Annotated in this window: 12 protein-coding genes and 1 other annotated feature; of the genes, 5 read left to right on the top strand and 7 right to left on the bottom strand. The window is 46.4% G+C overall.

Going from position 1 to position 13,097, the window contains the following annotated elements; translation table 11 throughout:
• The first annotated feature begins 328 nt into the window (after positions 1-328).
• The 3 genes from OCV52_RS09760 to OCV52_RS09750 all read left to right on the top strand — a co-directional run bounded on the left by OCV52_RS09760 (position 329) and on the right by OCV52_RS09750 (position 4,124).
• Positions 329-1,735, top strand: coding sequence for an NfeD family protein (locus tag OCV52_RS09760; RefSeq protein WP_137408343.1), 1,407 nt, complete (start codon positions 329-331; stop codon positions 1,733-1,735).
• A gap of 69 nt (positions 1,736-1,804) precedes the next feature.
• Positions 1,805-2,602 carry a slipin family protein gene (locus OCV52_RS09755; RefSeq protein ID WP_137408342.1) on the top strand — a complete coding sequence of 266 codons (798 nt, stop codon included), beginning with the start codon at positions 1,805-1,807 and terminating at the stop codon, positions 2,600-2,602.
• A 145-nt stretch (positions 2,603-2,747) separates the two neighbouring features.
• Entirely contained in the window at positions 2,748-4,124 is a 1,377-nt protein-coding gene (locus OCV52_RS09750) for an IS4 family transposase (protein WP_261900842.1), read from the top strand.
• 77 nt (positions 4,125-4,201) lie between these two features.
• On the opposite strand, the gene trpA is transcribed toward OCV52_RS09750, so the two are convergent.
• From trpA to OCV52_RS09715, 7 genes are all read right to left on the bottom strand, one after another.
• The gene (gene trpA, locus OCV52_RS09745; RefSeq protein ID WP_137407452.1) at positions 4,202-5,008 is read right to left on the bottom strand and encodes a tryptophan synthase subunit alpha; all 807 of its coding nucleotides are present in this window, start codon (positions 5,006-5,008) and stop codon (positions 4,202-4,204) included.
• The gene (trpB, locus tag OCV52_RS09740; protein WP_061032809.1) at positions 5,008-6,198 is read right to left on the bottom strand and encodes a tryptophan synthase subunit beta; all 1,191 of its coding nucleotides are present in this window, start codon (positions 6,196-6,198) and stop codon (positions 5,008-5,010) included. The genes trpA and trpB overlap by 1 nt, the downstream gene beginning before the upstream one ends.
• A gap of 141 nt (positions 6,199-6,339) precedes the next feature.
• Positions 6,340-7,779, bottom strand: coding sequence for a bifunctional indole-3-glycerol-phosphate synthase TrpC/phosphoribosylanthranilate isomerase TrpF (gene trpCF / locus OCV52_RS09735; RefSeq protein WP_137407453.1), 1,440 nt, complete (start codon positions 7,777-7,779; stop codon positions 6,340-6,342).
• Positions 7,780-7,804: 25 nt separating this feature from the next.
• Complete coding sequence (gene trpD, locus OCV52_RS09730) at positions 7,805-8,800, bottom strand: anthranilate phosphoribosyltransferase (RefSeq protein ID WP_137407454.1); 996 nt, start codon at positions 8,798-8,800, stop codon at positions 7,805-7,807.
• 9 nt (positions 8,801-8,809) lie between these two features.
• The gene (locus OCV52_RS09725; protein ID WP_137407455.1) at positions 8,810-9,418 is read right to left on the bottom strand and encodes an aminodeoxychorismate/anthranilate synthase component II; all 609 of its coding nucleotides are present in this window, start codon (positions 9,416-9,418) and stop codon (positions 8,810-8,812) included.
• Between the two features lie 2 nt (positions 9,419-9,420).
• Positions 9,421-11,010, bottom strand: coding sequence for an anthranilate synthase component 1 (locus OCV52_RS09720; RefSeq protein WP_137407456.1), 1,590 nt, complete (start codon positions 11,008-11,010; stop codon positions 9,421-9,423).
• Between the two features lie 125 nt (positions 11,011-11,135).
• Positions 11,136-11,250 (bottom strand) — a sequence feature (Trp leader region).
• A complete protein-coding gene (locus tag OCV52_RS09715) occupies positions 11,197-11,322 on the bottom strand; it encodes a hypothetical protein (protein WP_004741253.1) in 126 nt (41 codons plus the stop codon). It overlaps the preceding feature by 54 nt.
• 120 nt (positions 11,323-11,442) lie before the next feature.
• Between OCV52_RS09715 and rnm the strand changes: the two genes are divergently transcribed.
• Together rnm and OCV52_RS09705 are read left to right on the top strand one after the other, a co-directional pair.
• The gene (gene rnm, locus OCV52_RS09710; RefSeq protein ID WP_008224411.1) at positions 11,443-12,312 is read left to right on the top strand and encodes an RNase RNM; all 870 of its coding nucleotides are present in this window, start codon (positions 11,443-11,445) and stop codon (positions 12,310-12,312) included.
• A 55-nt stretch (positions 12,313-12,367) separates the two neighbouring features.
• Complete coding sequence (locus OCV52_RS09705; protein ID WP_004741255.1) at positions 12,368-12,988, top strand: L-threonylcarbamoyladenylate synthase; 621 nt, start codon at positions 12,368-12,370, stop codon at positions 12,986-12,988.
• Positions 12,989-13,097 lie beyond the last annotated feature (109 nt).

The raw sequence follows: 13,097 nt of genomic DNA, 5'->3' as shown, positions 1-13,097 counted from the left end.
TGTAGGTCTACCGTTATTTGGTGTTTTTTTGCACTCAAGCAAACGATTGCTTTTGTTTTTTCTTGTGATGATATTTGCTGGATTTATAAATGTAAGCATGTGTCGTGTTTTGTGAATGTTTTTATCCTTGAGTATTAAGGTCGCATTATTAACATTTGGTTTTCATTTGTGCGTTTTTTTTGCTCGCTATGCTTTTCGTGATTCTAAATGGAAGTGTTGTATGAAATTTAGCCTGAACTATGCTTAAGGTATCTATTTATTACCAAGATGTTACCTCTGCGCTTTAAATAAAACGTCTATCTAGCATCTCAGTTGTAAGGAGAGGGACATGACTTTTATCTTAAAGTACTTGTTTGCATTTCTTCTGTTGTTCAGCTCTGTGTGTGCTCAGGCCGATGATGTCTGGGTTATTGAGGTGAATGGAGGTATCGGCCCTGCAACCAGTGATTACCTCACAAGAGAGATTGAACAAGCCCACAAAGAGCAAGCCAAGCTCATCATATTAAAAATGAACACGCCCGGCGGGTTAGATACGTCGATGCGTGACATCATCCGAGCCATTACTACTTCACCTGTTCCTGTCGCGACTTGGGTTGGACCTGCCGGTTCACGTGCGGCAAGTGCAGGGACTTACATTTTGCTTGCTAGCCACATCGCTTCTATGGCTCCCGGAACCAATTTGGGCGCTGCAACTCCTGTGTCACTTGGCGGAGGGAAAGCGCCAACCAATCCGTTATCTCCCCAAGATGACACCAATAAAGACGACAATGCCACTGCCGATGAGCAGGGTGCACTCAAAGAAGAGAGTTCAGAGCAGGTAAAAGCGACCACCGCGATGGAGAAGAAGGTGATCAATGATGCCGCAGCTTACATTGTCAGTTTGGCGAAGCTACACAATCGAAATGAAGAGTGGGCAGAAAAAGCCGTAAGAGAAGCGGCGAGTTTGGATTCCGATAATGCCCTTGAGCTTAATGTTATTGATTTCATTGCTAGCGACCTGCAACAGTTGGTCGAAATGAGTAACGGCCGCACCATCATGATTAATGGCATCAATCAGGACATAGAACTTAATGACGTGGCCTTTGTCGAGAGAGAACAAGACTGGCGCTTTAGTTTGCTTTCTGTGATCACTAATCCCAATGTCGCCTACATTCTCATGCTTATCGGTATCTACGGTTTGCTGCTTGAGTTCTATAACCCTGGCGTCGGCTTACCTGGCGTATTGGGCGGCATCTGTCTGTTGTTGGCGATGTACTCGTTACAAATGCTGCCTGTGAGTTACGCCGGCCTTGCCTTAATCCTATTGGGAATAGCCTTAATGGTCGCAGAGGCGTTTAGCCCGAGCTTTGGTATTTTCGGCTTGGGGGGCGTTGCTGCGTTTTCACTCGGTTCCATCATGTTGATGGACACTGAAGTACCAGGCTACCAAATCGCATTACCGCTAATTATCGGGATAAGTTTGTTCTCCGTTGCCTTTATCGTCGTAACACTCTCTATGTTAGCTCGAGTAAGAAGCAAGCCTGTGACCACTGGGATGGAAGCGGTGGTCGGTGAGACCGGTAAGGTGGTCAGCGGTTTTCCCGGCGCGGGTAGAGTGCTTGTTGCTGGCGAAATTTGGCAAGCTCAATGCACTAGTGAGCTGCAAGCCGGGCAGAGTATCAGAGTCACCAAGCTAACAGGACTTTCTTTAGATGTTGAAGCTCTTTCTGATGAGACATCATCGAAAACAGGTTAGTGCTTGATGAGAGGGTTAACTCGAAGAACTTATTCATTGTTGAGTCATCGTTACCATTAGGGGGCGGTTATGTTTATACACACTATAGGTATTGTGATCGTGCTGGTTGTCTTGCTGATCGCCAGTATGTTCAGAGTACTACGCGAGTACGAGCGTGCAGTGGTCTTCTTCCTCGGGCGCTTTTATGACGTGAAAGGGCCAGGATTAATTATCATCATTCCTTTCATTCAACAAATGGTGCGAGTCGATCTACGAACCATTGTATTGGATGTTCCGACACAAGATTTGATCACCAGAGATAACGTATCAGTGAAGGTTAACGCTGTGGTTTATTTCCGAGTACTTGATCCTAAGATGGCAATCAACAACGTGGAGAACTATCTTGAAGCCACTAGCCAGCTATCACAAACCACGTTGCGGTCTGTTTTAGGTCAGCATGAGCTAGATGAGCTGTTGTCTGAGCGTGAAGAGCTCAACAGAGACTTGCAATCGATACTGGATCAACATACCGATAACTGGGGGATTAAGATTGCTAATGTCGAGATCAAGCATGTTGATCTTGATGACAGTATGGTGCGAGCGCTTGCGAAACAAGCAGAGGCGGAACGTTCTCGTCGAGCTAAGGTGATACATGCGACGGGTGAGTTAGAGGCATCCACTAAGCTAAGAGAAGCCGCAGAAGTACTGAACAAAGCGCCCAACGCCATTCAGTTACGTTATATGCAGACATTAACCGAGGTCGCGAATGAACGCACCACAACCATCGTATTCCCGATGCCTGTCGATTTGGTGGATAAAATCACTGACCCAATCAAAGCGACACTCAATGAGGCTGCGATTAAGAAAGCGATGAAGTCGGAAGATTAGCGAGTTTTTCTAGCAGAAATAAAAAAGGCACCACATCTGTGGCTGTCTCTTATACACAAATCCCTAAGCCACGCTTGGGGATTTTTTTTGAACTATTTTTAGGTTTCATGATCTGATCATCTAAGTAATGACAAGGATGATTATCATGACCTATATAGAGCCAACCCTTTGGGCACAAAAACAGTTCGGTCAAGCCCACCTTAATGACCCTAGACGCACTCAAAGACTCGTTGCTCTCGCAGCCTCACTGGCCGAGCAGCCTGGCGTACCCGTCTCGAAACTCATTATATCCCCTGCTGAAATGGAAGGGGCTTATCGCTTCATCCGTAATGAGCAAATCAAAGCAGAAGATATCGCAGAAGCGGGTTTTTATGTCACCGCACAAGAAGCATTAGAGCAACAAACACTTCTTGCCTTAGAAGACACCACTTCTCTCAGTTACTCCCATCGCAGCATTCGAGATGAACTCGGGCACTCTAATCAAGGCAATCGACATCGCGCCATGTTTGTACACTCAACCTTACTTTTTGCTCCCGACACTCAATCTGTTATTGGTTTAATTGAACAACAGCGCTGGACTCGTGATATAGAAAAGCGAGGTCAAAGGCACCAGCATGCGACTCGACCATACAAAGAGAAAGAAAGTTATAAGTGGGAACAAGCCTCTCGCCATGTCGCTGAGCGACTTGGCGATAAAATTTCGGATGTCATTTCTGTGTGCGATAGAGAAGCCGACCTATTTGAATACCTCACTTACAAGCGAGAGCAACAACAAAGGTTCCTCGTTCGCTCAATGCAAAGCCGCTGTATTGAAGAGCACGATAATCGTCTTTATAGCTATGCTTCTACCCTGTTATCAGCCGGAGAGAAAGTGCTCGAAATACCGCAAAAAGGCGGTCGTAAAGCTCGCAAGGCTCATTTAGATATCAAATATGCCCCCGTGACACTCAAGTCTCCTGCTAACAAGAAAGAGTTCGATAACATTCCGCTTTACTACGTGGGATGTATAGAACAAGGAGAGAGTGGTAATAAGCTCGCATGGCACTTACTGACTTCAGAGCCGATAACGAGCAAGGAAGAGGCACTCAAAATCGTCAGTTATTATGAGCGGCGCTGGCTGATAGAAGATTTTCATAAAGTCTGGAAAAGTGAAGGGACTGAAGTTGAGCAACTGAGAATGCAAAGTAAGGATAACTTAGAAAGGCTCAGCGTCGTTTTGGCTTTTATCGCGACTCGGTTACTCCAGTTGAGGTTTATGAATGAATCAGACGAGTTATCTAAGAGCAGTTGTGAGCAGATATTAAAAGGCAAAGCGTGGAAGTTAATGTGGCTCAAGTTGGAGAGCAAAAAACTACCGAAAGAAGCGCCTAATATATCATGGGCTTACAACGGTATTGCTCGGTTAGGTGGTTGGAAGAATACCAAGCGAACAGGTCGCGCTTCTATAAAGACGTTATGGCAAGGATGGCTTAGGTTACAAACCATCCTTGAAGGGTATGAACTCGCCAAGTCTCTTGATTAACCAGACTTGTGATCAAGAGACAGCCACATCTGTGGTGCCTTTTAGAATCTAAATTGGTGTTTAGCGAATGCTAACCATTACTTCTGTGTTGCCGCTTTCATCGGTGCAACGAACTCTGCCAATGCTTTAAGCATTGCTTCTGGCTGTTCAACGTTGTTCTCAATGATTTTTACAACCGCTGAGCCAGAGATAGCACCTGCAGCGCCAGCTTGAATCGCTTCTTTTACCTGCTCAGGAGCCGAGATGCCGAAACCAAGCAGTGCTGGTGGCGCGTCGAACTTGTTCAAACGATCAAGCAGTGCGGTTACTGGCATGTTTGCTTTTGTTTCTGCACCCGTTACGCCAGCACGAGAAAGTAGGTAAGTGTAGCCGCCACCAAGTTCTGACACTGATTTAAGTGTTTCGTCGCTTGCTGTTGGTGGTGCAATGAAGATTGGGTGAACGCCAAACTTCTTCGCTGCAGCGACAAACTCGTTACTTTCGTTTGTCGGTACGTCTGCGATCAATACTGAGTCGATACCAGCGTTGGCACAACGCTCATAGAAGCTCTCGATGCCACGTGCGTAAACCAAGTTCGCGTACATCAGTAGACCAATCGGTAGCTCTGGGTATTTTGCGCGGATTTTCGCAATTAGGTCAAAACATACGTTTGGCGTCACTTTAGAATCTAACGCACGAATGTTCGCACCTTGGATTGTTGGGCCATCAGCCAGTGGATCAGAGAATGGGATACCAAGTTCAAGCGCATCAGCACCTGCTTCAACCAAAGTTTCCATGATCTTAAGAGACTGTTCAGGGTTAGGATCGCCAACCGTTACGAATGGTACAAATGCACCCTGATTCTTTTCAGCTAAGCGAGTGAATAGTGATTGATAGCGATCCATTATAGTGCTCCTTTCTCTTTAAGGATGTCGTGTACAGAGAAAATGTCTTTGTCACCACGGCCAGACAAGTTAACGACTAATAGTTGTTCTTTTTCTGGTTCGTCGTGAGCCATTTTGATTGCATGAGCTAAAGCATGAGATGACTCTAGCGCTGCGAGGATACCTTCGTTACGTGCGATAGATTGGAACGCTTCTAGCGCTTCATCATCGGTTACGTTTTCGTATTCAGCACGGCCAATTGCGTTCAGGTGAGCGTGTTGAGGGCCAACTGATGGGAAGTCTAGACCCGCAGATACAGAGTAAGACTCTTCTACTTGGCCGTTCTCATCTTGCATCAATGGTGCTTTCATACCAAAGAAGATACCTGTTTTACCGTGCTTAAGCGGCGCGCCGTGTTGGTCGGTATCAATACCTTTACCCGCTGGCTCAACACCGATTAGGCGAACCGTTTCTTCTTCGATGAAATCAGCAAACATGCCGATAGCGTTTGAACCGCCGCCAACACAAGCGATAACAGCATCAGGAAGGCGACCTTCACGAGCTAGAATTTGGTTCTTGGTTTCTTCACCAATCATGCGTTGGAAGTCACGAACGATGGTTGGGAATGGGTGAGGACCCGCAGCCGTACCTAGTAAGTAGTGTGCATCTTCATAAGTTGCAGACCAGTCACGAAGTGCTTCGTTACATGCATCTTTTAGCGTAGAAGAACCAGAATGAACAGGGATAACCTCTGCGCCCATTAGCTTCATACGGAACACGTTCGGGCTTTGACGTTCAACGTCTTTAGCACCCATGTAAACGCGACACTTAAGACCCAATAGAGCACAAGCGAGAGCCGTCGCAACACCGTGTTGACCCGCACCTGTTTCAGCGATGATTTCATTTTTGCCCATACGCTTAGCAAGTAGAGCCTGACCAAGTACCTGGTTGGTTTTGTGTGCACCACCGTGAAGTAGGTCTTCACGTTTTAGGTAAAGTTTGGTCTTTGTACCTTTAGTTAGGTTGCGAGTTAGCGTTAGTGCCGTTGGACGACCCGCGTACTCTTGAAGAAGCGTCATGAATTCACTGCGGAACTCAGGATCGGCTTGTGCATCGATAAATGCTTGTTCAAGTTGGTCTAGTGCTGGCACTAGGATCTGCGGTACGTATTGACCACCGTATTCACCGAAGTAGGCATCGAGTTTAGCCATTATCTTATTCCTTCAATTCTATTGGCGTGTCTTCACACCAAGTCTTTTAGTCTTGTTTGAGCCTCGCAAGGCAAAGCTCACAAATGTGTTTTAATTTCCGCTTTCTAGCTCTAGTGCTGATTATTGCTTTTAAAAGCCTGACTAGTAATTACGAATCTCTGCAAAAGCGCGTTGCAGTTTGTCTGCGTCTTTTTTACCTGGAGCAGATTCAACACCTGAATTTAGGTCTAACCCTAAGCAGCCCAACTTAGCCGCTTGGTTAGCATTTTCTGGGTTTAGACCACCGGCCAACATGATTGCGCTTTGGTTGTTGATCAGGCTCCAATCGAACGCTTGACCGGTACCGCCAGTTTGAGAACCCACTTTGGTATCTAGCAGGTGACGAGTCACGTTGCTTTCCAGTAATTCTGGTAACGCGCTCTCAGCGTCGCAAGCCACACCGTAAGCTTTCCAAATCTCAACGCTTTCAGGCAGTGACTGTTTAAGTTCATCAACGTACGCTTGAGACTCATCGCCGTGCAGTTGTACAGCAAACAAACCGAGCTCTGAAACTGTGTGAGCTACGTCCGCAACACTATGATTTTGGAACACACCGACGTAGTTCAAAGGTGCGCCGCTCATCGTCAAACGAGCCGCTTCAATATCCACATGACGTTTAGACGCTTCAACGAAAATCAGACCACCGAATACCGCGCCAGCTTGGTACGCTTTTGCTGCATCATCGGAGTGGGTTAAACCACATACCTTGTTTTCGCCAAGCGTTACTTTGCGAACGGCCAGTTCGAGGTTCTTTTCTGCCATAAGAGAGCTGCCAATTAGGAAGCCATCTGCAAATGTTGAAAGGTCACGTACTTGTTGGTGTGTGTAGATACCAGACTCGGAAATTACGACTGCATTAGGTGCTAGTTCACGCAGTAGTGGGGCTAGTTCTTTTGTACGATTCAAATCCGTCGACAGGTCACGCAGGTTACGGTTGTTAATGCCGATCACCTTAGCGTTCAGAGCGACTGCGCGATGCAACTCTTCTTCGTTGCTGACTTCAGTAAGGACACCCATGTTGAGTGAGTGAGCAACCTCAGCAAGAGCTTGGTACTCTTCGTCATCCAATACCGATAGCATTAACAAGATAGCATCAGCCGAGTAGTGACGAGCTAAGTAAACTTGGTAGGTATCCACCATGAAGTCTTTACACAGGGTTGGCTGCTTAGCGATGCTGCGAACCTTAGGTAAAAACTCAAAGTCACCTTGGAAGTATTTTTCGTCGGTCAGCACTGAAATTGCGTTAGCGTGGTTGTTGTAAACCGATGCAATGTAGTCCAGGTCGAACTCGTCACGGATCAAACCTTTTGACGGTGATGCCTTTTTACATTCAGTAATGAAAACCGTCTGTTCGCCGCTCAGTGCATCATAAAAACTGCGGTCTGCTGCGGTTAACGCTGCTTTAAACCCTTCCAGTGGCTGAGCTTGTTTACGCGCTTCAACCCATTGGTATTTATCACGAACGATTTTTGCTAATACTTCCGCCATTTCAGCTTCTTTAACTGAAACGTGGGTCGACAGTTTATCGGTAGTCTGTGTCATGTTCTTTGTCTCAATTCGTCGTTCGTTAGGCGTGAGCAGCAAGCTTTTGTACAAGCTCGTAGGCTTTGCCAGAGTTCATCGCGTCAATGGCCTGTTGTGCGTTGGCTTTTAGGTCTTCGTGACCAAATAGGCGCATCAATAGAGCAACGTTCACGGCTACTGCGCCAACTTGGGCTTCAGTGCCTTTACCCGTCAGGATATCTGTTGTGATAGCTTTGTTTTCTTCTGGCTCGCCGCCCTTGATTGCTTCAAGCGGGTGAGTGTTCAAACCAAAGTCTGCCGGTGTCACTGTGTACTCGTGAATTGCTCCATCTTTGATCTCCGCAACGATCGTTTCGCCGTGAATGGCGACTTCATCAAGTCCGCTACCGTGAACAACCGCCGCGCGCTTCATGCCCATTTGCAGCATGGTTTCTGCGATAGGGCGTACAAGCTCTTTGCTGTAAACACCCATTAGCTCGATGTTAGGGCGAGCAGGGTTAATTAGTGGGCCAAGTATGTTGAAGATAGTACGTGTTTTCATCGTTTGACGAACTGGCATCGCGTGACGCACGCCACCGTGGTATTGCGGAGCAAATAGGAATGCTACGCCAAGCTCATCGACAGCCGTACGCGTGTCTTCCGCCGTCATCGCTAGGTTGATGCCAAACGAATCCAGTAGGTCAGAAGAGCCTGATTTGCTCGATACACTGCGGTTACCGTGTTTCGCAACTTTTAAACCACATGCCGCGGCAACAAATGCTGAAGTTGTCGAAATATTAATGGTGTTGTGACCGTCGCCGCCTGTACCTACGATATCTGCAAAATCGTAATCTGGGCGTGGAAACGGGTTTGCATTAGCAAGCAGTGCTTTCGCCGCACCGGCGATTTCTTCTGGCGTCTCGCCTTTGATTTTCAGTGCAGTCAGTGCAGAAGCCATCAGGATTGGGTCTAGTTCACCCTTGATGATAACGTCGAATAACTGTTGGCTTTCTTCTTGAGTAAGAGACTGCTGTTCGTAAAGTTTATTAATCTGTTCCATGATCGTTTCCTAGTTAGCCTTTTTATCAAGAGTGTCGTTCTTCTCAAGAGCCCATTCGATAGCGTTCGCTAGAAGCGTTGCACCGTAGGTTGTCATAATTGATTCTGGGTGGAATTGGAATCCACATACTTTGTCTTGTTCTTGAACCACAGACATGACCAAACCATCGACTTCAGCGGTTACCGTTAGGCTATCTGATACATGGGTAGCAACCAGAGAGTGGTAGCGAGCAATAGCCAGTGGAGAAGGTAAACCTTGGTAAGTCGCATGATTTTGGTGCTCCATCATCGACACCTTACCATGAATGATTTCGCCTGCGCCTGCAACGGTGCCTCCATAAGCTTCAACGATCGCTTGGTGACCTAAGCAGATACCAATCATTGGCACCTTGCCTTTTAGCAGCTGAATTAACTCAGGCATGCTGCCCGCGTCTGCTGGAGCGCCAGGACCTGGTGAAAGTAGAGCAACAGGGTTGTCTAGTTCGTTGATTGCCGCTTCCACTACCTTTGCAGAGATGTTGTTACGGTATATTTTTACGTTGTGACCCAATGAGCGGAACTGGTCTACAAGGTTGTAAGTGAACGAGTCGAAGTTATCGATGAATACAATATCAGCCATGATTACGACTCCTTCTTGTTAGAGATGTTTTTAGTGTGAGCAGCTTGAATCGCTGAGATGACCGCTTGCGCTTTGCCGCGAGTTTCATCTGCTTCTGCTTGTGGGTCTGAATCGAATACCACACCTGCGCCAGCTTGCACTTGTGCCACACCATCTTCAACGTAAGCAGAACGAATTACGATACAGGTATCTAACGTGCCTTCACCTGTTAGGTAACCTACCGCACCGCCATAGCTACCACGACGCGTTTTTTCTACATCACGGATAAGCTGCATTGCACGGATTTTTGGCGCGCCTGTTAGGGTGCCCATATTCATACAAGCTTGGTAAGCGTGTAGGGCATCTAAATCTTCACGTAGCTGACCAACAACACGAGAAACCAAGTGCATGACATGGCTGTAGCGGTCTACTTTTAGCAGGTCTGCCACGTGGCGAGTGCCAGCTTCGGCAATGCGCGCTACGTCGTTACGAGCTAGGTCGACAAGCATCATGTGTTCAGCGTTTTCTTTCTTGTCGGTGCGCAGTTCAAGCTCGATACGGCTGTCTAGGTCGAAATCGATTTGACCATCAGGACGCTTACCGCGACGACGAGTACCCGCAATTGGGTAGATCTCAATTTGGTTGGTTTCAGTTTCGTATTTCAGCGCGCTTTCTGGAGAGGCACCAAACAGCGTAAATAGCTCATCTTGCATGTAGAACATGTAAGGGCTTGGGTTACTTTGTTTTAGTTCTTTGTAAGCTGCCAGTGGAGCGGGGCAAGGCAGCGTGAAGCGGCGTGATGGTACGACTTGGAACACATCGCCTTTTACTACGTATTCTTTTAGGTCACGAACCATTTGACAGAAATCTTCATCAGAAACGTTTGGTACCGCTTCCACGTTGTCTAGTGGTGTCACTTCTGTGATTGCTTTCAGTGACTGACATTGCGTTTGAATGTCGGCTAAACGCTCAGTTAGTTGTGCTTTGATGCTTTCATCGTTAGTGAACAAGCTTGCATGAAGCAGGCCTTGGTTCTCTTGGTGGTCGAAACGAAGCAGGGTTTCAGCCACGTAGAATACAAAGTCAGGGCAGTTGTTGGTTGCTTCAGCATCGCCTAGCGGTTCAAAGTTCGCCACGATGTCGTAAGCGAATAGGCCAGCCATGAATAACGCGTGCTTATTATCAGCGTCTTGCTCAAAGCTGTGCTGAACCAAACGTAGTGCATCGAAAGAAGAAGCTTCTCTTAAGCGTGAGTCTTCGTCTAATTCGTTGCTCGACTCAACAAAAGTCAGCGTCAGTAAGTTATCCGTCAAATCAGATTTAATCTCTGCTTTCACGTTTTGAGTTAGGTGTTCGATAAGCGCTTGACCGTTTTCAGTCAGGGCTTGAAAGGTTACTTCATGTTCGCGGCATACAATGCGAACAGCAGAGTCGATAAGGAGTAGGCTTGTCAGGTTCTGTTTAGATTCAATCTCAGCAGATTCCAACAGCAAACTGTCCGTTTTGTTTTCACACAAGGTATGGAAAACACTGGTTGGATCTTGCGAGTAAGGAACTGAAGAATTGATGACCTCAATGGTTCCCAGCTTTTTGATTTCAATGGCCTTGTTCACAAGACCTCCTTTATGATTCTTTAAATTTCCTGCCGTACATAGTCGCATAAAGATACCTTTCACCCAATCTAGAATATGGTCAATTCGATGATTTGTTAGTCAGTTGAATGTGAGATGTTCGACAAATTAAAAAGCCCGCTATGGAAGCGGGCTTAGTGATAACTTTTTTATAAACAAACTGTTTAATTAGAAGTATACGTTAGCCCACCAAGAACTTGTCCAAGTGCGCCACCAATTAAGCTCTGAACTTGCTTCTACTGAAGAAAGTTCTAAAACTTTATCTTTATGGTCTTGGTTAAATTCTTGTAACATGGTGAACCTATCAAATGTGATACTTCGTATTTGTGTACTAGTTAACTAGTTTTCCGCTTGCGGGTCAAGTGTGTTGACACAAATATAACGATAAAAATTGAAAACAACGAAAAAGAATATATGAGAATTGATCTACATAGTCATACAACAGCCTCAGATGGCCGACTTACTCCACCTGAGCTAATTGACCGAGCGCTAAGCTTTAACATCGAAGCGTTAGCGATTACAGATCATGATACGACGGATGGGCTTGCTGAAGCGCGTAACTATATTGCGGATAACAATCTTCCTATTCAGCTGATAAATGGCATCGAAATCTCAACAGTATGGCAAAACAAAGATATTCATATTGTTGGTTTAAACGTCGACCCTGAGTCACCAGAGCTGAAAGCTCTTATTGAACAACAGAAGCAGCACCGTATTGGCCGTGCCGAACTGATTGCCCAGCGCCTTGAGAAAGCAACACGCGAAGGGGTATTAGAAGAGGTTAAGTTGATTGCTGGCGATGCACCGATCACTCGCGCCCATTTTGCTAAGTGGCTAGTCGATAACGGTTATGCGAAAACCATGCAGCAAGTGTTCAAAAAGTTTCTTACTCGCAATAACCCGGGTTACGTGCCACCAACTTGGTGCTCAATGAGTGATGCTGTCACGGCCATTCACGCCGCTGGTGGGCAAGCGGTATTAGCGCACCCAGGCCGATATGGTTTTACTGCTAAGTGGGTTAAGCGCCTACTGACTGCATTTGTTGAGGCAAAAGGCGACGCGATGGAAGTGGCACAACCTCAACAAGCACAACAAGAAAGACGCACTCTTGCGGATTATGCTATACAATACAAACTATTAGCCTCCCAAGGCAGTGACTTCCATTATCCATCTCCTTGGATGGAACTTGGACGCAATCTCTGGCTACCTTCTGGGGTCGAAGAAGTATGGAAAGATTGGGAGTTTCAAACGGTTTCACCATCTGATAGCGATGTCAGTATCTAAGTGAAGCAGCTCCTTCTGATGATAGAGTCGAGAGATTCGATAACGAGGATCAATAATGAGCCAGTTTTTTTATGTACACCCAGATAACCCACAAGCACGTTTAATCAATCAAGCGGTTGCGATTGTTCGTAATGGCGGTGTTGTGGTTTATCCAACAGACTCAGGCTATGCGCTGGGTTGTCAGCTTGAGAACAAACAAGCACTAGAACGTATTTGTAAGATTCGTCGTATCGACGATAAGCATAACTTCACTCTGTTATGCCGTGACTTGTCTGAACTGTCACTGTATGCACGCGTAGATAACGTTGCTTTTCGTCTGCTTAAGGCCCATACGCCAGGTGCTTATACGTTTATTTTTAAAGCGACCAAAGAAGTGCCAAAGCGTTTGATGAACGCGAAACGTAAAACCATTGGTATTCGTGTACCAGACAACAAGATCGCTCTAGACCTGTTAGAAGCGATGGGTGAGCCATTGATGTCTACGTCTCTTATCTTACCGGGTAATGAGACAACAGAGTCGGATCCAGAAGAAATTCGCGACAGCCTAGAACACGCTGTTGATGTTATTTTGAATGGTGGCTACTTAGGTGAACAACCGACCACAGTGATTGACTTCAGCGACGATGATGCTGTCATTCTGCGCCGTGGTGCCGGTGATCCAGCGCCGTTTGAATAATCGCATTATTGGTTAACAGCCTGTAACGATACAGAGCGCCTGCCATAAGTAAATAACAAGTGCTTTTTGGCAGGTAATTTGCGATAATACGCGACCGCGATTTGGTCGC

The sequence above is a fragment of the Vibrio chagasii genome (assembly GCF_024347355.1).
GTDB classification, from domain to species: Bacteria; Pseudomonadota; Gammaproteobacteria; order Enterobacterales; family Vibrionaceae; genus Vibrio; species Vibrio chagasii.
Note: the sequence above shows the minus strand (reverse complement) of the source record. Positions and strands in the feature narration are given on the sequence as shown.

What these genes read in the sequence shown, in the direction of transcription:
- OCV52_RS09760 (WP_137408343.1), top strand. Translation starts at nt 329, where the DNA reads ATGACTTTTATCTTAAAGTACTTGTTTGCATTTCTTCTGTTGTTCAGC.
- OCV52_RS09755 (WP_137408342.1), top strand. Translation starts at nt 1,805, where the DNA reads ATGTTTATACACACTATAGGTATTGTGATCGTGCTGGTTGTCTTGCTG.
- OCV52_RS09750 (WP_261900842.1), top strand. Translation starts at nt 2,748, where the DNA reads ATGACCTATATAGAGCCAACCCTTTGGGCACAAAAACAGTTCGGTCAA.
- trpA (WP_137407452.1), bottom strand. Translation starts at nt 5,008, where the DNA reads ATGGATCGCTATCAATCACTATTCACTCGCTTAGCTGAAAAGAATCAG.
- trpB (WP_061032809.1), bottom strand. Translation starts at nt 6,198, where the DNA reads ATGGCTAAACTCGATGCCTACTTCGGTGAATACGGTGGTCAATACGTA.
- trpCF (WP_137407453.1), bottom strand. Translation starts at nt 7,779, where the DNA reads ATGACACAGACTACCGATAAACTGTCGACCCACGTTTCAGTTAAAGAA.
- trpD (WP_137407454.1), bottom strand. Translation starts at nt 8,800, where the DNA reads ATGGAACAGATTAATAAACTTTACGAACAGCAGTCTCTTACTCAAGAA.
- OCV52_RS09725 (WP_137407455.1), bottom strand. Translation starts at nt 9,418, where the DNA reads ATGGCTGATATTGTATTCATCGATAACTTCGACTCGTTCACTTACAAC.
- OCV52_RS09715 (WP_004741253.1), bottom strand. Translation starts at nt 11,322, where the DNA reads ATGTTACAAGAATTTAACCAAGACCATAAAGATAAAGTTTTAGAACTT.
- rnm (WP_008224411.1), top strand. Translation starts at nt 11,443, where the DNA reads ATGAGAATTGATCTACATAGTCATACAACAGCCTCAGATGGCCGACTT.
- OCV52_RS09705 (WP_004741255.1), top strand. Translation starts at nt 12,368, where the DNA reads ATGAGCCAGTTTTTTTATGTACACCCAGATAACCCACAAGCACGTTTA.